General features: G+C 51.3%; 11 protein-coding genes. 2 read left to right on the forward strand and 9 right to left on the reverse strand.

What is annotated here, in order from left to right:
• Window positions 1-89 precede the first annotated feature (89 nt).
• Window positions 90-689 (forward strand): carboxymuconolactone decarboxylase family protein, encoded by a 600-nt coding sequence (locus P2W70_RS32585; protein WP_276485801.1) that lies wholly within the window; start codon window positions 90-92, stop codon window positions 687-689.
• Window positions 690-771: 82 nt separating this feature from the next.
• Here P2W70_RS32585 and P2W70_RS32590 read toward each other — a convergent pair whose 3' ends face one another.
• The 8 genes from P2W70_RS32590 to rpmI form a co-directional block, all read right to left on the reverse strand.
• Window positions 772-4,269 (reverse strand): VCBS repeat-containing protein, encoded by a 3,498-nt coding sequence (locus tag P2W70_RS32590; protein ID WP_276485802.1) that lies wholly within the window; start codon window positions 4,267-4,269, stop codon window positions 772-774.
• A 5-nt stretch (window positions 4,270-4,274) separates the two neighbouring features.
• Window positions 4,275-5,846: a RagB/SusD family nutrient uptake outer membrane protein gene (locus P2W70_RS32595; protein ID WP_276485803.1), complete on the reverse strand. Its 1,572-nt coding sequence runs from the start codon at window positions 5,844-5,846 to the stop codon at window positions 4,275-4,277.
• 68 nt (window positions 5,847-5,914) lie between these two features.
• A complete protein-coding gene (locus tag P2W70_RS32600; protein ID WP_276485804.1) occupies window positions 5,915-9,331 on the reverse strand; it encodes a TonB-dependent receptor in 3,417 nt (1,138 codons plus the stop codon).
• Between the two features lie 176 nt (window positions 9,332-9,507).
• Window positions 9,508-10,614 carry a FecR family protein gene (locus P2W70_RS32605; RefSeq protein WP_276485805.1) on the reverse strand — a complete coding sequence of 369 codons (1,107 nt, stop codon included), beginning with the start codon at window positions 10,612-10,614 and terminating at the stop codon, window positions 9,508-9,510.
• A gap of 176 nt (window positions 10,615-10,790) precedes the next feature.
• The gene (locus P2W70_RS32610) at window positions 10,791-11,363 is read right to left on the reverse strand and encodes an RNA polymerase sigma factor (RefSeq protein ID WP_276485806.1); all 573 of its coding nucleotides are present in this window, start codon (window positions 11,361-11,363) and stop codon (window positions 10,791-10,793) included.
• Window positions 11,364-11,595: 232 nt separating this feature from the next.
• A complete protein-coding gene (locus P2W70_RS32615) occupies window positions 11,596-12,996 on the reverse strand; it encodes a type III PLP-dependent enzyme domain-containing protein (protein ID WP_276485807.1) in 1,401 nt (466 codons plus the stop codon).
• 233 nt (window positions 12,997-13,229) lie between these two features.
• Window positions 13,230-13,574 carry a 50S ribosomal protein L20 gene (gene rplT, locus P2W70_RS32620; RefSeq protein ID WP_276485808.1) on the reverse strand — a complete coding sequence of 115 codons (345 nt, stop codon included), beginning with the start codon at window positions 13,572-13,574 and terminating at the stop codon, window positions 13,230-13,232.
• A gap of 48 nt (window positions 13,575-13,622) precedes the next feature.
• Window positions 13,623-13,820, reverse strand: coding sequence for a 50S ribosomal protein L35 (gene rpmI, locus P2W70_RS32625; RefSeq protein WP_276485809.1), 198 nt, complete (start codon window positions 13,818-13,820; stop codon window positions 13,623-13,625).
• A gap of 521 nt (window positions 13,821-14,341) precedes the next feature.
• On the opposite strand from rpmI, the gene P2W70_RS32630 reads away from it, so the two are divergent.
• A complete protein-coding gene (locus tag P2W70_RS32630) occupies window positions 14,342-17,764 on the forward strand; it encodes a ThuA domain-containing protein (RefSeq protein ID WP_276485810.1) in 3,423 nt (1,140 codons plus the stop codon).
• A gap of 163 nt (window positions 17,765-17,927) precedes the next feature.
• Here P2W70_RS32630 and P2W70_RS32635 read toward each other — a convergent pair whose 3' ends face one another.
• On the reverse strand, window positions 17,928-21,389 hold the full coding sequence (locus tag P2W70_RS32635) for an SBBP repeat-containing protein (protein WP_276485811.1): 3,462 nt from the start codon (window positions 21,387-21,389) through the stop codon (window positions 17,928-17,930).
• Window positions 21,390-21,593 lie beyond the last annotated feature (204 nt).

Consider the following 21,593-nt stretch of genomic DNA (forward strand, 5'->3'; position numbering starts at 1 on the left):
ATGCATTCGCTCCCCTGCCCTCACCTCTCTTTTTTTATGATCATCTCAGGCACCTGCTTTTTTGCGGGTACCGACTAAATACTTCGATTATGAGTGCTACCATAGCCATTCAGAATGAAACCTTTCAGAATCTGCTCAACGATCTGAATATTCCTCAGTATGTGCCTTCTGCCAATGCGCAGGCCCTGTTGCAGGTGAATGCCCGCTTTATCAAGGACCTGAAGATCAATACCGGCAATGTATTGAACAATACGCAGCAACTGAACCGTAAGGAAGCGTTGTTGCTGGCCCTGTCGGTAGCGATCAACGAAAAATTCGACCTGCTGAAGGAAAGCTTCACGACCCTGGCGAAAGAAAATGGCGCTACGGACGAAGAGATCGCTGAAGTGACAGCGTGCACGTCGCTGATGAATACAAACAATATATTCTACCGTTTCCGTCATTTCATGGGCAAGGAGTATTACAACAATACCCCTGCCGGTATCAAGATGAGCATCATGGTGAATCCTGTGCTGGGCAAAGAATTCTTTGAATTGCTGAGCCTGGTGGTGAGCTCCATCAATGGTTGTGAAATGTGTGTTACCGCACACGAAGCTTCTGTATTGCAACATGGCAGTTCCGAAGCCCGTGTACTGGAAGCCGTGAAACTCGGCGCGGTGATCAAGGGGTTGATCAGCGTGCTGGCTTAATACCGAGCCCCTATTCGTTTATATAAAGTGCTGTTAAGGCGTTGATTGTTCAGCCCGGCCCCGAAAGGCCGGGTTGATGCTTTCAGGGAAGGCGCGAAGCCAGTTTCGCCGTAGCCCGGGCTGCCAGCTGCGCTTTCGAAGTGGCCTTTACCCGGTGCACCTGCAACCGGTCGTTGTTGGTAGCTGCTAACACCAGGCGGTCGCCGTTCTTGAGGCGAATGCTCGCCAGGTCTTTTACATCACCGCGCAGAATCCAGCCACTGTTGGCCGGGTTCGTGGCCTTGAACTGCTTGTTCTTCTGCCCCCTCAAAAAGCAACCATACGACGCATCATAGCGCCCGATCATGACATCGGCCTGGTATTCATTGCCCGCCAGCAACAGATCGGTGATACCGTCGCCATCGAAGTCATCGCACAGGATCGCATTGACCGGGGCAAACTGCGCTTCTGCCGGCAGATAGCGCTTTACAAACTTCCCATTACCGAGATTCTCCAGCCAGCAACTGGCCAGCTCGTTGCAGGTCAGGTGCAGCAGACTGTCTTTCGACTTCCCCTTGAAGATACCTTCGTATCCCGCCTGTGCATAGTCTTTGTGGTACAGAAACTGCTTCTTGATCGCGGGCACCTGGTCGGCGAATTGCCGCCGGTTGATCGCAGGATAAGATCGCTTCCGGCCGGTATTGTCTTTGAGGTAATAGAATGGAATAGGATCTATACTGCCGTTGCCGTCCATATCACTGGCAAACAACTCCATCGGCTCCTGTTCGCTTACGCGGTAATCACAGTTGAGGCCCATATTGCCGGCAATGAGGTCCATATCGCCGTCACCGTCCACATCCAAAGCAGCGAGACTGCGCCACATACCTTCCATCTGTTGCAAGCCGGTAGCCGCCGTCGTTTCGTGAAGCTGTCCACGCACATTCTTAAAGAAGCGAATGGGCATCCATTCGCCCGCGATCACCAGGTCTGGCAGTTGGTCATTGTCGAGATCGGTCCAGGCGGCACCTGTGATCATTCCCGGATGAAGCAAGGCCGGACATACCGTAGCCGTAACATCCGTAAAGAGGCCCTTTTTGTTGTGCAGGATAAAACTGCGGGGAGCGATGGGGTATTGTTTCGAGACCCGGCCTCCAATAAACAGGTCGGGCAGTCCGTCGCGATCATAATCCGCCACCTGCACACAGCCGGCGATCGTGCGTACCGCTGCAGGAATGGCCGCTTTATTGGCCGTAAAACGCCCCTTGCCATCATTGAGGTAGAGCACGGGTTGTTGATATACGGACAGGTCATCAAATCGATTATCACCAACCGTGATCAGCAGATCCTGGTCACCATCCCCATCGGCATCGAAGAACACGCAATCCTGGTCTTCCTGCATCTTGACACTGTCCGTGATATTACTAGCCGCAAAACTGCCATAAGCCTGCTGTACAAACAATCGGCCGGAGTAGTTGAAAGCCCCGCCTACAAAGAAATCGGTCAGCCCATCGCGGTTCACATCGGCGGTAGTGATAAAAGGACCCAGCTGGGAATATTTCTGCGGCAGCAAACGCTGCACGGCAAAATCATTCTGTATACCTTCCACATGCAAGTAATCGATACCCGTAGCCGGTTCGAAGAATGTCGCAAGTTCGGATACGCCAGTTGGTAACGCAGGTGTTGATGCGTCGCTGATAGACAAAGTGAGCAGCGTATCGGCGGTTACCCCCTTTAATACCTGACGCCGGCTGTCGGGCCAGCGTACTTCGATAGAATCGATGGTGACCCGCCCCTTTCCGCCTGCCACTGGTACCATACCGTGGGTGGCTACCTGCGCGGCCCCCAGGCCAGATGACTTTGGTGCTACCCCATTGCCCAGGCCCACAAACAATCGCTGGTCGACTGAAGAGAAATACCCCCGCACAGGATTCTGCTGCACACGCTGCACCGTTCCGTTGTGGTAAACGGTCACGGTGGCGCCAAAGCCCCGTGGATTGGCTTGATCGCCCTTGAGCGCCAGCGTCAGATAATGGGCAGTGGCTGGTTTCCCCGCCTGCAATGTATTGTTGACCAGCACGAATGCTTCCTGGTTGATATTGTTCACAACAAGATCGAGGTCACCATCATTGTCGAGATCGGCCCAGGCCGCTCCATTAGACATCGACGGCTCGTCTACGCCGGCCGTTGCCGATGCATCGGCAAACCGGTATTCCCCCGTATTGAGGTAGAGATAGTTTTTAAGTTTGATGTGATCGAGCGATGCCAGTTTACTGTTGATTAGTTGCCGCTGCTCCTGCGCACTGCGTTGGTTGGCAAACACGGTAGAGCTGAACTCGATAAAGTCGGCATTGATGAAGTCGCGGCCAATGCCATTGGTGATGTGCATGTCTTTCCAGCCATCGTTGTTGAAATCGGCCATGAGTACACTCCAGCTCCAGTCGGTGGTCGCTATACCAGCCAGTTGGCCGATCTCACTGAAGAAGGGCATGGAGGTATCGCCCTGCTGGTAATGACCGTTGTTTAACTGCAACAAATTGCGCATGAAACAGGGTTCATAACCCGACGCCCGCTCGGCCTGGTAACGCTCGTAGTTCATGAAAGAGAAAGTAGTCTTGCGGCGCTGGTTGTCTTCCGGCATCATATCGAGCGTCACGATATCGGGCAGGCCATCATTATTGATATCGGCTGCGTCGGTGCCCATGCTGGAATAGCTTTGGTGGCGCAGGCTTTTGGCGGCTACGTTCGAAAAAGTACCGTTGCGGTTGTTGAGCCATAACAGATCATCGGATAGAAAATCATTGGCCACATAGATGTCGGGCCAGTCATCGCCATTGAAATCTTCTACGACTACGCCCAGACCATAAGCATCATCCAGGATACCGGCGGCGCATGTTACATCGGTGAACACGGGATGGTTGCCGCCGGCAGGGGTACCATCGTTGCGGTACAACCGGTCATTGGCAAGGGACTTACCCGTAAAATTGCGCGGGTAAATGGTATTGGCATTGGGGCCGTTCAATAAATAATTGGCGAGGTACATATCGAGATCGCCATCGCGATCATAATCGACGAACACGGCCTGGGTAGAATAGCTGGTATCAGCCAGTCCATACGTTGCGGCCGATTCGGTAAAATGCAGCTGACCATCGTTGATGTATAGCAGATTGGCCGCACGTTGCGACAGGTCTTTTCCAAAGGCGGAGACATAAATATCATCGAAGCCATCGTTGTTGATATCGACGATGCTGACACCGGTTGCCCAGATATTGGTGAGTAAACCCGCCTGCTCGGTGATATCCTGAAATTGATAGTTCCCCTTGTTGATGTAGAGGCGACAGCTTACCTGGTTGCCTGTGAAGAATACATCGGGCAGCCCATCATTGTTGAAGTCACCGATCCCTACCCCACCGCCCATATAACCAAACTCGTTGATGAAGGATCGGGAGGAATCGGTTTCGCGAACATCATTGATGAAATGAATACCCGTTTGCGATGCCGGCAGTGCTGTAAATAAAGTAGTGGCCTGCTCCTCTCTGCAGGCCACCATCATGATGCACAGGACGACAATCGATGTATGCAGTACAAACGATCTCGGCGACATAGTTATTAATAATCTGGGTTTTGCTTGGGAAGATCTCCCGTACCCAATTTGGGATTGTTATCGATCTCTGCCTGTGGTATCGGCAGGAACTCATCCCTCGATTTGTAATAGGAAATGGGATCAGATCCGGCGGCCGCATAATAGCCCTTCTTGCGCCAGCGCAGGATATCCCGGTTACGCACTTCTTCACCACCCAGCTCTACCGTCTTTTCATGCATGAGGGCTTTGGTGACCTGGTCTTTGGTACCAGTGGGGTACTGTGCGGTTGGATAGGCCGGCATGGCCACGCTGACACGGGCCCTTACCTGGTTGAGGTAGCCTACCGCAGCAGCCGTATTGCCCAACTCGTTCTCACATTCTGCCAGCATCAGCAGTACCTCGGCATAGCGGATGATGCGCTGGTTGATACCACCTGGCCTGAAACCACTGTTGTCTTTGTAGATCAACATGAACTTGCGCCAGCTGATCTTTTTAGTAACCCCATTCACTACCGAGGCATTACCATTCTGCTCGGCATCCGTGAGGGTATTGGCGTTGTTATTGTATTTGTCACCCGTCTGGTACACAGAAAAAGAAAAACGTGGGTCGGTCTTGGTGGCCCCGGTTGCCGTATTCTCAAAGGCATTCAGGTATTTGTTCGAAGGTATAAGGTTGCGCCAGGCGATGGGTGAATACTCCTGGTTGCGCACGGTGCTCTGTGGCTGGGCATTGGGCTGGTCGTCGCCCGTATATCCCCAGTTGAAGTTGTTATCGCCCCGGTCGAAGAACACGGCCTCAAAGATCGACTCGCTGTTGAATTCATGTTCTTCGTCGAAATTGTCGAGGTAATTATCGGTCAGCTTATAGAGCGTATTGCCGGGATTCACGGCCAGCAGGGCTGTCTTGGCGCTACCATAGTCACCCTTCTGCATATAAGCTCTTCCGAGCATGGCATTGGCGGCTCCTTTAGAAGCCCGTCCCTTGTCCGTAGGCGTGGTTTCCAAACCGGCGGCAGCATCTTTCAGGTCCTGGAAGATCTGTGTATACACGGCATCTGCCGTAGCACGGGGCTGAAACTGATCAGGAGCAGTCACCTGTTTGGTGTACAATGGTACACCACCCCACATGGATACCAGTTCAAAATAAGCCCACCCGCGGAAGAATTTGGCTTCTGCCACCAGGCGGTCCCGCAGGGTATTGTTGTCGGTCACATTGGGCGCATTGTCGATCACCGTATTCGAACGGTGGATGACTGTATACAACCCATTCCATACGCTGTTCATCACGGCATTGGAAGGTACCGTGCCGCCCGTCAGCATTTGCGTACGAGGTGGTTCCAGCTGTCCGCCTCCCGCTGCCACATCGTCGCTGCGGGTATCGTGTACGAAGAACCATTCGCGGCCGATGAGGGCAGCCGAGTGGAAGATGGAATAGATCGCGTTGGTCCCCCCCAGCAACTCATTGCTGTTCTTGAAGTAGTTGTTGACGGTGGGTGAATTGGGATTTGTTTTATCGAGGTCCCTGTTACAGGCAACGATCACCATCACTGCCAACAGGCAGGCGGCAATCATTACTTTATAGACAGTTGTATATTTCATAAGAAGCTATTTTAGAAATATCGTTTTTGTTATCAAGTCGTTTTAATCAACCAGCTTTTACCGGTGTATCAGAAGCCCACCTGCAGGCCAAACTGGAATGACCGGGCAGCAGGATACTGACCATAGTCGATACCATTGGTGAGGGTGGTGTTCTTGGAACCGATCTCCGGATCCCAACCATCGTAACCGGTAATGGTCAACAGGTTTTGAGAAGAGACATACAACCGGAAGCTGCTGATGGCACCGCCGGTGATGTTCTGCAATACCTTGTTGGGAATGGTGTAACCAATGATCAGGTTCTTGAGGCGCAGGTAAGAACCGTCTTCTATCCAGCGGTCGGAAGGACGCACGTTCTGGTTAGGATCGCCGCTCACGGCACGGGGGATATTGGTGTTCTTGTTATTGGGCGTCCACGCATTCAATACACCTGTGCCGGCGCCAAACAAGCGCGCCATACCCTCCGTGATGATGCGGGCTGCATTGAAGATCTTATTGCCCTGTACACCCTGGAAGAACAGCGAGGCATCAAAGTTCTTGTATTTGGCACCGTAGTTCAGCGCATAGGAGAACTTAGGCAGGTAATCGCCCAAAATGGCGCGGTCATTATCGGTAATGCGGCCATCGTTGTCGAGGTCGGCGAACTTGAGATCACCTGCTTTGGTACCCGGCAGTTGGGTAGGGCTTTTCGATACTTCATCGTCCGACTGGAAGATGCCCAATACCCGGTATCCATAAAAAGACTGGATCACCTCACCAGCCTTGGTGCGCGTGATAGGGGTACCACCGCCAAAATCCTGGTCGCCACCCTGGTCAATGGTAGCTGTTTCCGTATTCAGGCTAAGTACTTTATTGCGGATGAAGCTGATGTTGCCCGTCAAGTTCCAGGTAAATTCTCCATCCGTTTTATTGTAACCAGCCTGTAGCTCCAGGCCCTTGTTTTCCATCGAGGCTACGTTGGCCAGTACACCGGCACCGTTAAAACCAAACGAAGGTGGTGTAGGCACGTTCAGGATGAGGTTGTCTGTTTTACGGATAAAATATTCGGCCGAGAGGGTAATCCGGTTGTTGAGAAAACCCACGTCGAGGCCGATATTGGTTTGCTTGGTCTTTTCCCATTCCAAATCAGCATTGCCCAGGGCATTGTAATAAGAACCATTGCCGGTGGAGTTCACGTTGTTGAACGGATAAGTAGCCCCGTTGGCAAACACCGTTACCTGCCAGGGGTAGTCATTGGCCAATGCCGCTACCGCATTCAGACCAGTGATACCGTAGCCGGCCCTGACTTTCAACTCAGAGATAAAAGGAGCAGTACGCATGAACTGCTCCTGGTCGATACGCCAGCCTATGGAGGCAGAAGGGAAGTTGGCGTATTTCTTTCCGGGTGCCCAGAGCGACAACCCATCCCGACGGATGGCCGCGCTCAACAGGTATTTGCCGGCGTATTCATAGTTGACCCGACCTACCATCGATTGCAGGAAGTTTTCGCTGCGGGTCGACACATAACTAACGTTGGTGGCGCCGCGCAGCACATCGATATCGTTGCTGTTCTGGTTACCCGAGGCATTCTCCAGCGAACTCTTGGTACCCTGTACTTCAAAAACGCCGATGGCATTGATGTGGTGCTCGCCAAAGGTTTTATCGAAGGTCAGTTGTTCAGTAAACAACAGGGTGGTAGACAGATTGCGCTGGTTGCGGATGGTTGAAACGCCTGCATTCCTGCCCTTGTCGTTGAAGATGGGGCTGAACTGGTGCTGGAACAGGTTGACGTAATCAACGCCAAAGGTGGAGCGGAACTTCAGCCAAGGCGTGAAGTTGACCTCCAGGAAAGCCGTACCGAGCAATTTCAGGGTTTTGTTTTTGGCATTGCCCAGCAGTTCCGCATCTTCGATCGGGTTCGTAGGGTCAGAGCCGTCGAAGCTGTTTTCTGCGCCCCGGTATCCACCAATTGTCGTGGGATCGAACACGGGGAGATAAGGCAAGCTACGCACGACATTCACCAGGCGTGTACGATTGCCCGACGTATTATCGTATCGTTGGTTGGAATAAGAGATAAAGAGGTTTTGTCCGAAGGTGAACACTTTGCTGATGACGTGGTCGGAGTTGATGCGGAAATTGCCCCGCTCATAATTAACGCCGGTAGCGATGCCATCCTGCTTGAAGTAACCGGCCGAAGCAAAGAAGCGGGAAGCGTTGTTACCACCACTCAGCGACAGATCCTGCTGCGTGATGATACCACTCTTGAAATAGGCATCCTGCCAATCGGTATTGGTCTGCGCAAAGGTCTGCGTGGCACCGTCATAAATAGGCTTGTTGAAATTGGCTGGCTCCAGGCGTGGTGGCGGAGCGATACCGGCGGCACCGTTCAGCGCCCTTTCGTATTGCAGGTATTGCGTAGTATTGAGCAGGTCGATCTGCCGCCAGGCCTTCTGGGTACCTACATAGCTGTCGAGGTTTACCCGCAGCTTGTTGTCTCTCCTGCCCTTCTTCGTGGTGATAAGGATTACCCCATTGGTGGCGCGCGAACCATAAATGGCAGCGGCGCTGGCATCCTTCAATACTTCTACCGACTCGATATCGCGGCTATTGAAATTGCTGAGGTTTCCGGTGGGAAAGCCATCGATCACATACAGCGGGTCGCTTGCAAAGCTGATAGAGCTGATACCACGGATACGCACAATGGGTGACGTACCGGGTTCACCGTTATTGGTGACGGTGAGCCCCGCGACACGGCCTTGCAGGGCCGATTCTACGCTGGCTACCGGTAGTTCGGCAATGGTTTTACCACTAACGGAAGAAATGGCACCGGTCAGCGAACTTCTGCGCTGGGTACCATAGCCCACGATGATCACTTCATTCATATTGACCATCTCGGCTTGCATGGTGACGGCAAGGTCACTCTCCTGCCCAACCGTGGCGGTAAATTGCTTATACCCCACCATGGAGAATACGAGCACATCACCCGATTCGGCATTGATGCTGAATTCGCCGGCCTGGTTGGTGGCCGTACCTTTGGCGGTACCCTTTACCACGACCGACACACCGGCCAGTCCATCCCCTTTTTCGTTGGTCACTTTTCCCGTAATAGGTTTATAGCTGGGCTCTGCGGCTCCTTCGCCATAGGCAGCAGCCTCATCGTAATACGCGATGGCGGCTGTGGAGCCATCTCCTTTCCGCATCAGCACCACCTGCGTACCGGAAACCTGGTAGCAGATATTGAGTGGCTTCAGCAATACATCGAGCACGTCGCCCAGGCGACGGTCTTTGGCCACTACGGAAACTTTTTGACGGGTGGGAATGCGCTGTGCGCTGTAAACGAACTTGATACCGGCCAGAGAGCTGATCTCTCCCAGTACCATTTTGACTTCCTTCTGTTCTGCAACCAGGTTGATCTTCTTATTCAGTATCTCCTGCCCATGGATGGGGCTGGCCTGAATGACCACCTGAAGTGTCGTTATCAATAATAGCGGCAGCAGTCCTATTCTCATAAACCCGTAAATTAACTGGTTAACGAGCCCTTTTTTCATATTTTTGCAATGTTTGGTTAAGGCAATTTGTTTTGTTTTAATCAACGTCTGATTCCCCCCTTCTTTAACGGTAGCGGGGATGGTACCGGGCTGATATTGTTCGCAGCAATAGCAGCCCTTTTTTATTGGTTAATACGTTACTGACATCCGTTAGACTGAATCACTACCTGGCCATCTATCACTTCGTAGGCGGCTCCGATAGCAGAACAGATCAGGTCCAGTTTATGGTAAAAATTTTCATTCTTCAGGTCGGCGGTGACGGTACATTTCTCCAGCAGTTCATTGTCGTACACGATGTTGATGCCATAAGCCCGCGACAGTTCGCTGAATACCATAATCAGGCTGGCATCCTCGTACTCCATTTTCTGCTCTTTCATGCGCGGTACGACCAGCAGCGGTTCATCAAGCAATACCTTCTGGAATTTATGTCCCAGTTTTTCGTATACGAGTTGCTGATTGGGGGTTAGTATGACTTCGCCGGGCTTGTGATCGGTAGCACTGCGGCGGGTAGTGGTAACGGCTTGTGAATAGACGGTCACTTTGCCGGTGCGAACGATGACCTGTATCGTGGTATCGCTATCGAATGACCGGACGGTAAAACTGGTACCCAGTACTTTGGTGACCAGTTCGTTGGCAAAGACCCGGAACGGGCGATCGGGATTGCGGGCCACTTCAAAAAAAGCTTCTCCCGACAGGTATACGTCTCGGAAACTGCCGGTATCGAAGTGGTTGCCATACCCGATGCGGCTGCCAGGCGACAGTGACAGGGCGCTACCATCGGCCAGGGCAATGGTAATAGGCTTATCGGATGTATTTACATGCTCTATCAGGCTGCGGGTAGCGGTCATCGACTCCCAGGTATAATTCTCACGATCGGTGGTATGACTGATCATATACCAGCAGGCACCACCCATCAACATCAAAAGTATCGCTGCTGCCGCCCGCCAACGGGTGCGCCGTATGGGCACTACCGGAGCGGCCGGTTCTGCCGTAGGTTGCTGGTGGATGGTTTGCAGCAACCGGTCGGTTTCCGCATTGATCTCTCCACTGTCTATGGCTGGTGGCGCTATGTACAGGGACTGAACAATGGTCCGGGCCTCTGCCACCAGTAGGTGCTTATCGGGGTTCCTGGCCAGCCAGTTGCGCCAGGTTAGTTCATCTTCCGGCCGACGCTCGTAGACCCAGCGGACAAAGTCCTCGTCGATTACGAAGTCTGTGATATCATACAAGCGAAAATCTTTCATGCCTGGCGATGTTATAGAGATAAGTTCCGGGAACCGCCCCGATCTACTGAGTTTTGGGAAAGTTTTTTTGGCGAAAGCTTCAATTGACGGTTAACACCTTGATGCTGTAGTCGTTAGTGTGAGGAGTTTTTTTCATCCGCCGTCGGGAATCGCGCTGTGGGGCGGTTAAGCGCTGGCTATTTGACGAATTCTGCCTGCCAAAGGCTGCGGAGCTTTTGAAGCGTTTCGTGCAGGAGGTTATAAACGCTTTGACGGCTGATGTTCATGAGTTCGGCGATCTGTCCGTGATCGAGACGCTGGTAGAATTTAAGATAGATGACTTCCTGCTGACGTTTGGAAAGCAGGGCAAGGGTATTGCGCACGGCAATGGCCTTCTCTTCAGACACCTGTTTGTCGATGATGAGTTTCTCGATGGAGAACTCCTGGAAGAACGGGTAACCATCCTGCCAATCGGCCAGGGGGGTATTGTGGTGGAGCTGGTGCAGGGATTTGAGCACCTTGTTTTTGACGGCCCGCAACAGGTAATATTTGAAAGAAAGGATGGCAGGGGCATTGTTGCGACGCTGCCAGAGGCTGATAAATACCTCCTGAATAGCGTCTTTCACAAGGCCTGTATCGGTGGTGAAACGGATGCCGTAGCTGTACAGGTCGGCATAATACTGCTTCATCAGCGTAGCAAGGGCTTGCTCATCGCTTTGTTGCAACTGGTGCAGCAGGTTCTGGTCAGCATGGGTGTCATGCAGCGGCATTAGCAATCACTTGTTTGGTAGCATGTTTAACGGAGTATCCGTTATTCCCGGATAATGTCATACCTAAGTTCTCCTATATTCTTAAACGTTTGCGTAACTGGATAAAAATTCATCAATATTGGCTAAAAATCTATCAATATCAGGTAAACGTTCTAAGTAGTTGCCTGTAGGGGCGCCAACAAAAAATGGGTGCCCGAGGGCACCCATTTGGTATTGAAAGCTGGTTCAATGCTTATTTTACGTAACCGAGGATCTTCAGCATGCTTTGCGCCGATTGCTCCTTGGCGTAGACCCAGTCTACCAGTTTGCCGTTTTTGTCCTGGCCAACAATGATGTGCTTGGGGGATGGGATGAGGCAATGTTTGATACCACCATATCCGCTGATCTGATCCTGGTAGGCGCCTGTATGGAAGAAACCCAGGTAGAGCGGTTCTCCATTGGTGACCTTGGGCAGGAATACTTCGTTCACGTGCTCTTCCGAATCGTAATAGTCATGGCTATCACAGGTGATGCCGCCCAATACGACGCGTTGGTACTCCTGATCCCATTTATTGACCGGCAACAACAGGAATTTCTCGCCGATGCCCCAGGTATCGGGCAGGGTGGTAATGAACGAGGAATCGATCATATACCAGATCTCGCGATCGTTCTGCATCTTTTGGCCGATCACGCTATAGATATGCGCCATGCTCTCTCCTACCGTATAGCTACCGAATTCGGTAAAGATGTGCGGCATGGGCACGTTGTTCTTTTTACAGGCTTTCTTGATGTTACCGATGATCTCATTGATCATAAACTGGTAATCGTATTCGAAGCCGAGCGAGTGCTTGATGGGGAAGCCGCCGCCAATATTGATGGAGTCCAGTTCGGGGCAGATCTTTTTCAACTGGCAATACAGGTTGATCACCTTGTTGAGCTCACTCCAGTAATAGATATCATCCTTGATCCCCTTGTTGAGGAAGATGTGGAGCATCTTCAGCTGGAAGCGGTCTTCATTACCTTCGATCTTATCGACATAGAACTCAAGTACGTCGCGTGGACGGAAACCGAGGCGGGAGGTATAGAAGGGGAAATTGGGTTCCTCTTCTGCCGCGATGCGGATGCCGAGTTTGAAAGGGCCTTTTACCGACTTCTTGTATTGCTGCAGTTCCTCTTTGTTGTCGAGAATGGGGATCACATTCTTGAAACCAGTGTTCAGCAGTCCTGCGATACGGCTGGTATAAGTCTTTTGCTTATAACCGTTGCAGATGATGAAGGTATCTTTCGTGATCTTCTTTTTCTCGTAGAGCTTCTTGATGATCTCGATATCGTAGGCATAAGAAGTCTCCAGGTGGATATCGTGCTTCAATGCTTCTTCTACCACGAATGAGAAATGCGAACTCTTGGTACAATAACAATAATTGTACTCACCCGTGTAGCGATGTTTCTTCATCGCATTGTCAAACATCTTCTTCGCCTTCTTGATCTGCATGCCGATCTTGGGCAGATAAGTAAGCTTCATGGGCGTACCATACTTCTCGATCAGGGCCATCAGGTCGAGGCCGTTGAAGTGCAGGTTATTGCCCTTTGTTTCAAACCCTTCCTGTGGAAAGTTAAAGGTTTGCGACACCAGGTCGGTGTACGAGTTGTTCATGAACTGATTCTGGCTGATGGCAGTGAATTTAAATTGTGACAAAAAAACACCGTACGAAAAAAGTACACAAAAGTAATAGTTTGCAGGGTTTTACAAATAAAAACCTTGCCAGCCGCGGCAGGGCGGCCACTATAGCCCTTTAAAACAACAGGATTATCTTTTTGTTAAGCGGATATAGACATAAAAAAGCCGGATGTGTAACACATCCGGCTGGTATCTTATAGCACGTAGGCTTATTTTACAGAGGCTACCAGGAGCTTGAAGGTATCAGGCTCGTTCATAGCGAGGTCAGCCAGTACTTTACGATCGAGGGTGATACCCTTTTCATTCAGCTTGTGAATGAACACAGAGTAAGTCAGACCTTCGGGACGTACAGCGGCGTTGATACGCGCGATCCACAGAGCGCGGTATTCTCTTTTCTTCAATTTGCGGCCTACATAACGGTACTGAAGACCTTTCTCCAATACGTTCTTGGCTACAGTGTATACATTCTTACGTTTGCCATAGAAGCCCTTGGCTTGTTTCAAAATCCTTTTGCGGCGTGCCCGGCTAGCTACAGCATTTACTGAACGTGGCATATCTTAATAATTTGAGAAGTTAAAGTTGATAGTTTAAACGGCTAATACTTATTTCAGCCTGAGTAGACGTTTTACAAAGTCTACGTTGGACTTGTGTACAACACCGTCCTTGGCCATAGCACGTTTACGCTTCTTTGATTTCTTGGTCAGAATGTGACGCTTGAAAGACTTCTGGTGAGTGATCTTGCCGGTGCCGGTTACTTTGAAACGCTTCTTGGCACTCGAGTTTGTTTTTACTTTAGGCATTTTAATACCTTTAATTGTTACACCCTGCTGGCGCCCCCGATCCACCGGGGAACTTTTTGGGCCTTGTGGGCAATAAGGTCTTTACCAATGGGAATCGATAAAAACCGAAAATGGAGCGCAAAGGTAAGTAAAAGCAAGTCAAATACGAATCTTTTCCGCAGAAAGATTGGAAGATATTCCCTCCCCCACAATTGACACAAGATAACCATCCGACCTGTAACCCGCACGCCAGCATCAAACACAACCATATATAAGGTGTTCAACCACAATTAACCATGAAAATTATACCCACTGTTAAGTCCATTAATGGTACGCCAAAAATACGTCAGCGGCAAAGGTATTGATTTTGAGAAAAAGTCTAATCATATTAAATATCAACAAGTTAAGCCAATAACTCAAATACCTGTCCGCCGCTAAATGCTTATAGTCCGGGCTTTTTACTTCTTCTCCATTGCCGGTCAACACTCTTACTAGCTGGAATTCATTGAAAACCCTATCTTTAGTCCCTATCCCCCATGCATATGAAAAAAACGCTCGCAGTCCTCGCTCTTGTAGCTTTCTTATTCCATCTATCCAGTTGTAGCAGAACCCGGCCCGGACAACCCCGTGTGCTGGTCTTTTCCAAAACGACCGGTTTCCGGCACAGTTCCATTCCCCAGGGCATCGCTGCCATTACTAAACTGGGGCAGGAAAACGGGTTTTCCGTTGACACCACCGAAAATGCCGACTATTTTAATGAGGACTCGCTGGCCAAATATGCCGCTGTCATCTTCCTCCACACCACTGGCGACCTCCTCAACCAATACCAGGAGGCCGATTTCGAGCGCTATATCCAATCGGGCGGTGGCTTTGTGGGCATCCACGCAGCGGCCGATGCCGAGTACGACTGGGGTTGGTACGGCCGCCTGGTAGGCGGTTATTTCGAAAGCCATCCCGAACAGCAGGTGGCTAAACTGATCGTACAGGATTCGACAAATGCAGCCACCAAACACCTCCCCCACGTGTGGGAACGCAAGGATGAATGGTACAACTTCAAGAACCTGAACCCCGACGTTCACGTATTACTCACCATCGATGAGAAGAGCTACCAGGGCGGTAAGAATGGCGACCACCACCCCATGGCCTGGTACCATGATTTCGACGGTGGCCGCGCTTTTTACACCGAGCTGGGCCATACCGAGGAATCGTTTGTAGAAGATAATTATCTTAAACATGTGCTCGCCGGCATTCAATACGCCATTGGCAAGAACGACCAGCTCGATTTTGCCAAAGCCAAACAGCTGCGCACACCCGATGAAGACCGCTTTACCAAAACTGTCTTGGCGCAGGGCATGTTCTTCGAACCCACCGAAATGACCATCCTGCCCAATTTCGATATCCTCGTGGCGCAACGCCGGGGTGAATTGATGTTGTACAAGCACGCCGATTCGGGTGGCACGGTAAAACAGGTGGGATATCTGAATGTGTACCACAAAACCGAAACGCCCAACGTAAATGCCGAAGAAGGATTCCTCGGACTGCAAGCCGATCCCAACTTCGCGAAGAATCATTATATCTACGCTTTCTATAGCCCGAAGGACACGTCCGTCAACCGCCTGTCGCGCTTTCAGTTCGAGAACGACAGCCTGGACATGCAATCTGAACACATCATCCTGCAATTCTATTCGCAACGCAATATCTGTTGCCATACCGGAGGCTCCATTGCCTTTGGCAAAGAGGGCAACGAGTTGTTCCTGTCTACAGGCGATAATTCAACGCCTTTCGACGAACCCAATCAGCCTTATGTGAACCACGGCTTTGGCCCCACCGATGACCGACCCGATCACTTCCAGTATGACGCACGTCGCTCCTCTTCCAACACCAATGACCTGCGCGGAAAGATCCTGCGCATAAAACTGAAAGAAGACGGTACGTATGAGATCCCCGAAGGCAACCTGTTTCCGAAAGGTACCGCCAATACCAAACCAGAGATCTATGTGATGGGCAACCGTAACCCTTACCGTATTTCCGTCGATAAAAAGACCAACTTCCTCTATTGGGGTGAAGTAGGACCAGATGCCAACAACGACAGCCTGAGCACGCGTGGCCCCCGTGGTTATGATGAGGTAAACCAGGCCCGCAAAGCTGGTTATTTTGGCTGGCCATTGTTTGTCGGCAATAACTATCCGTACCGGGCTTATGACTATGCGAGCGGCGCCACCGGCGAACTGTATGAGGCCGGTAAACCCGTCAACAATTCGCGCAACAATACTGGATTGCAGGCTTTACCACCCGCGCAACCTGCTTTTATCTGGTATCCATATGGCCCTTCAAAAGATTTTCCGCAAGTAGGCACCGGTGCCCGCAATGCCATGGCAGGTCCTGTATACTACACGGATATGTACCCGGCGGCTACCCGATTGCCGGATTACTACAATAACAAGCTGATCATTTATGATTGGGTACGTGGCTGGATGAAAGCGGTGACCATGAAGCCCAATGGCGACTTCGACAAGATGGAGCCATTCATGGAGCATACGAAGCTGAACTCGATGATCGACCTCGAAGTAGGTCCCGATGGTCGCCTCTATGCACTGGAATATGGTACCGGCTGGTTCAGCAAGAATGCGGATGCCGGCATCTCCCGGTTCGATTACAACGGTGGCAACCGCGCCCCCAAAGTAGACAGCCTGCAGGTAAACCGGCAGGACGGCGCGCTCCCTTTCCAGGTGAAAGCAACGGTCAAAGCCAAAGACCCCGAAAAGGATAAGCTGACTTATACCTGGCATATCGGCGACAGCACGGTAGTCACTAGCGAACCTGCCCTGGACTACACCATAAAAAAAGCCGGAGACTATGCGATCTCCGTAGAGGTGGCGGATGATAAAGGCGCCAAATCGAAGAGCAGCGTAACAAATATTTATGCAGGCAACGAAGCCCCGGTTGTGACACTCGCCATCCAGGGCAACCAGACCTTCTATTTCCCCGGCAAAGCCATTCAATACAGCGTGAACATCGAAGACCGCGATGATACCGCGAAGGTGCGCGACCTGAGCAACCTGATCGTGTCGGCCGACTATGTAGAAGGAAGCGACAAGGCCGGAGCTTCACAAGGTCACCAGGTATTGACAGAAGCCACCATGGGTAAGAACATGATGTTATCGCTGGATTGTAAGACCTGCCACAAAGTGGACGAAAAATCGATCGGACCTTCTTTCGTCGATGTAGCGAAACGTTATGAAAAAGATGCCAAGGCCGTGCCTTACCTGGTAGACAAGATCATCAAAGGCGGCGGCGGTGTATGGGGCGAAGTAGCCATGGCTGCTCACCCCACCCTGAAGGAATCGGATGCCCGGCAGATCGTCGTCTGGATACAATCGCTGACTGCCAGCCAGGAAGCCAAGAAATCCTTACCACCTACAGGTTCGGTGCAGCCGACACTCGGTAAACCCGTCAAGGACAATGGGATTTTTTCTCTGAGCGCCAGCTATACCGACAAGGGTGGCAACAACATCAAGCCCCTTACAGGCAACGATGCCATCACCCTGCGCAATCCCAAGGTGACATTCAGAAACGTAAAGAAGCTGGAGAAATATACCAGTATCAATGCCAACGGCAGCACCATTTTGATAACGCCGAAAGAATTGGGCTGGTTTGCGTTGGAACGCATCGACCTGACCGGTATTAACAATGCTACTTTGTTGGCCGGTTATCAGCAACCGCCTACCAAAGGGTATACTTTCGAAGTGCGCCTCGATGCACCGGATGGCAAACTGCTGGGCGGCTTCACCCTGGGCGCCGGAGGCCCTGCAGCAAAAAGCGAAAACACTTTCATTAGCAAGGAATTGCCCGTTAAGCTGGAACCCGTTACCGATGGCAAAAAACACACGCTGTACATCGTCAGCAAACCCTTAGATGCTACAGAAAGCAACACGGTGGGACTGACAGCCATCTCTTTTAAATAATCAGTTATCTATCTAATTACACAAAAGGGGTGATCCGCATGGATCACCCCTTTTTTATGGGAACAACATTGCTGGCATATATTTTTCTCCTGACACAAAAAGGCGTCCCTGTCAGATACAGAGACGCCTTTAATAAGATGAGCCAATCCATCAGAAAGTTCGCTTATCGCTGCTTGATCACCGTAGCAGTTTGTACCGAGCTGGTATTGCTGATGAAGAGGCTGGTATAGTAGATGCCTGAACCCAGTTTCGCCAGCGTCATAGATACCGTGTTCCTGCCAGGCTTCAATACCACTTTTACCTGGTGTACGACAGTACCGGCCGTGTTGATGACCCGGATCGTGCCTGATTGATTCTTGTTAGAGGTGTTGTTGTAAGACAGCGTATAAGCATTGTCGGTCACCGTGGGGTACACCGCCAGCTGGCCGTTTGTGGCGCTGTAGTTGACCCGAACGATTTGGCTATACGAACTTCTGCCATCGAGGTCGGTTTGTTTCAGCCGGTAATACGACCAGCCAGTCAACGGTTGTTTATCGATGAACTGGTAGTCCATCCGCGTTTGACAATCGACACATCCGGCGATGCGTCCCAATGCCGTAAACTGGCTGCCATCGGCACTCCTCTCCAGCGTGAAATAATCATTGTTGACCTGCGAGGAAACCGTCCACCTGGTTACCACCTGCGATGGTTGCTGCACAGCTGTGAAAGATTCCAGTTTGATGGGCAACATGGTCATCATGGAGAACTGGGCCAGGTAGATATCGCTGCCGCTGATGGATCTGAACGGATACGCCGCTGCACCAGACAGGTTATCGACATTCGCTACCGACATGAAACTTCCCGCCAGGTAAATATTATCTGCATCATCGAAGGCAATACTACCGGGCTGGTCGTTCTGCCCGCCACCGATCGCCCTGCCGCCGTTGTACCGCAAGGAGCGATCAAATACCAGCAGGAAAACATCGGCATTCCCTTCGTTAGGAAAAATCGCTGCCCCTGGCCCCATGCTCCAATCCACACTCCAAAACTGACCGGCCACGTACACATTACCCCGGGCGTCCAGTTTCAGTTTTGTCACCATATCGTTGAGGCTGCCGCCAAAAGAGCGGGCGTTCACATAGTTGCCGGCCGCATCGTACTTCGCGACAAAACCATCGAGGGTGCCAGCGCTCGTCAGTGCTTCTACTCCCGTGCCGGGATCAAAATCGACCGTATTCATAAAATGACCCGCTACATACAGGTTACCATCGGCATCGACCGCCAGGGCGCCCGCATTGTCGTTGCCGGTACTACCCAATCGAAAAGCATTGGCATAATTTCCATTCGCATCCAGCTTCGACACATAGATATCGGCAATGCCGGCAGTGACCAGGCTTACCACACCAGCACCCGGATCGGCATCCATGGTGCCCCAAACATTACCGGCACTGTATACATTGCCCGACGCATCGACGGCGATAGATGAAGGCGTCTCGTTATCCGTGCCGCCCATCACCGAGGCGAAAACATAGCCTAGATTGGAATTGTATTTGGCTACAAAAATATCTGATCCGCTGCCTGCAGCAGACCGGTTGGCGACGCCCGTACCAGGATCGAAATCGACCGTACCATAGAAGGTTCCGGTCAGGTACACCGCGCCGGCATTGTCGATGGTCATGGCACTGATCACATCGTAGCTGGTGCCACCAAAAATCACCGCATTCACATAATTGCCGCTACTGTTCAGTTTAAGTAGAAAAATATCATCACTGGAGCCAGTGGCGGTTCGGTTGGCGGTGCCCGTACCTGGATCCAAATCGACCGTACCAGAGAAACTGCCGGTAACATAGATATTGCCGGCGGCATCCGTGGCGATGCCTTTACCCTGTGTACTACTGGTGTTGCCGATCCGGCGGGCAAACAACAACTGGCCAGCCGCATTGTACTTGGCGATGTAACAATCGACGTACCCTGTTGACGTCAGGGAAGTAACGCCCGTTCCGGGATCGAAATCGACCGTGCGGGAGAAATACCCGATCACGTAATAGTTGTTGCTGGCATCGATCCAGGTAGCGTTGACCATATTGTTGGAAGATGCATTGAGTGGGATATTGTGTACAAAGGAAGCAGAATAAGCCCCCGCACTGGTAAGTTTTAAATGATAGCCGATCGTTTGGGTACCCGGTGCCGTAACATTCAAAGTAGCAGCTCCCGGATTGAGATCGACAGTGCCACTAAAACTACCATTGACATATACGTTATTGCTGGCATCTGTCGCAAAAGCACCTACCCGGTCGTAGCTGGTGCCTCCTACTTTCACCGCCCAGGAATAGACACCGGCTGTCGTATATTTGGCGATGAAACCATCAGCACTACCAGCACTTACCAGGTTGTTTGTAGCCGCTGCCGGGTTGAAATCGACCGTACCGCTAAAGTAGCCGCCGATAATAGCATTTCCGGCAGCATCTACTTTCAACGCCTGGGCCACCTCGCCGCCTGTATTGTTGCCCATGCGGACAGCCCAGCTATACACACCAGCAGCTGTATACTTCGCCAGAAAGATATCACTGTACCCGGCGGAGGCCTGGTTCGCCACAGCAGTAGCCGGGTTGAAGTCGACCGTATTCTCAAACGATCCAGTCAGGTACACATTACCACTGGCATCTGTATCCAGTCCATAGGCGATATCGGTACCAGTACCTCCCACCACAAACCCCCAGGTGTAATTACCGGAAAGGTCATATTTCGCCAGAAAAATATCGGTGGCGGTGGAGGCGCTTACCTGTGACAGGTTACTGACCCCAGGTCCAGGATCAAAGTCGGTAGCTGCTCCATATAAGTAGCCCGTGATGTACAGCGCGTTGGACACCACCTTTATTTTGTTGCTATAGATCTGTGTAGAGCCAGTAGGGGCGCCCATATTAAAGGCAAACTGGTAATTACCGTCGTTGTCATATTTTGCCACATAACAATCGATAGCGCCTTTCCTGGTAAGCGTGGCCACGCCTGGTCCCGGATCAAAATCAGCCGCATCACTCGACAACATACCCGTGAGGTAGATATTGCCGGAAGCATCCAACCCCATGCTATTGGCCATGTCATTGGTATTGCCTCCCATCGATTTCGCAAACACAAAATCACCCGACGGTGTAAACTTGGAGAAGAAGATGTCATAGTTACCATTGCTGGTAAGTTTGGTGACACCGACACCCGGATCGAAATCGACCGTGTTGGAAAAATAACCGCTTACGATGATATTACCGCTGTTATCGATCGCCACATTACTGGGCAGATCCTGTCCTCCCGATCCCCAGGATCGGCCCCAGAGAAAAGCACCGGCCGAACTGTATTTCGCCAGGAAACAATCTTCCTGACCATTGCTGATAACATAAGAAACGCCGGTACCGGGATCGAGATCGGCGGTTGCCCGCAGCACGCCGACCTGGTAGATATTGCCCGATGCATCCACCACACTGGCGATAGGCTGTGTGTCGCCGCCTGATGCAATGGTGGCACTGATGGTTTGTGTGGAAAGAATAGATTGTGCAGAGAGCCGGGATGAAAAGCAAAGGCAGGAAAGAACAATCGCAGCACAGGATCGTGCCACTGCACGACACCTGCCCAAGGGTGGGTAAAAAGTTTTCATAGTAGTTCCTGGATTTGGACCCCAGGTTTTGTTTTTGGTTTTCCGAATTGAATTTCAACCCGTAAGATCAGGCTTAATTGTAATTGCGGTGTAGACCCCGGGGTTCAATTCCACCCTAATCCATAAAATAACAGCGTCCCGTACACCGTACGGGACGCTATTCTAACTACATTCTAATATCGTTTTAATAACTTGCTCTTTTTT

The organism is Paraflavitalea pollutisoli, assembly GCF_029360705.1.
GTDB lineage: Bacteria > Bacteroidota > Bacteroidia > Chitinophagales > Chitinophagaceae > Paraflavitalea > Paraflavitalea pollutisoli.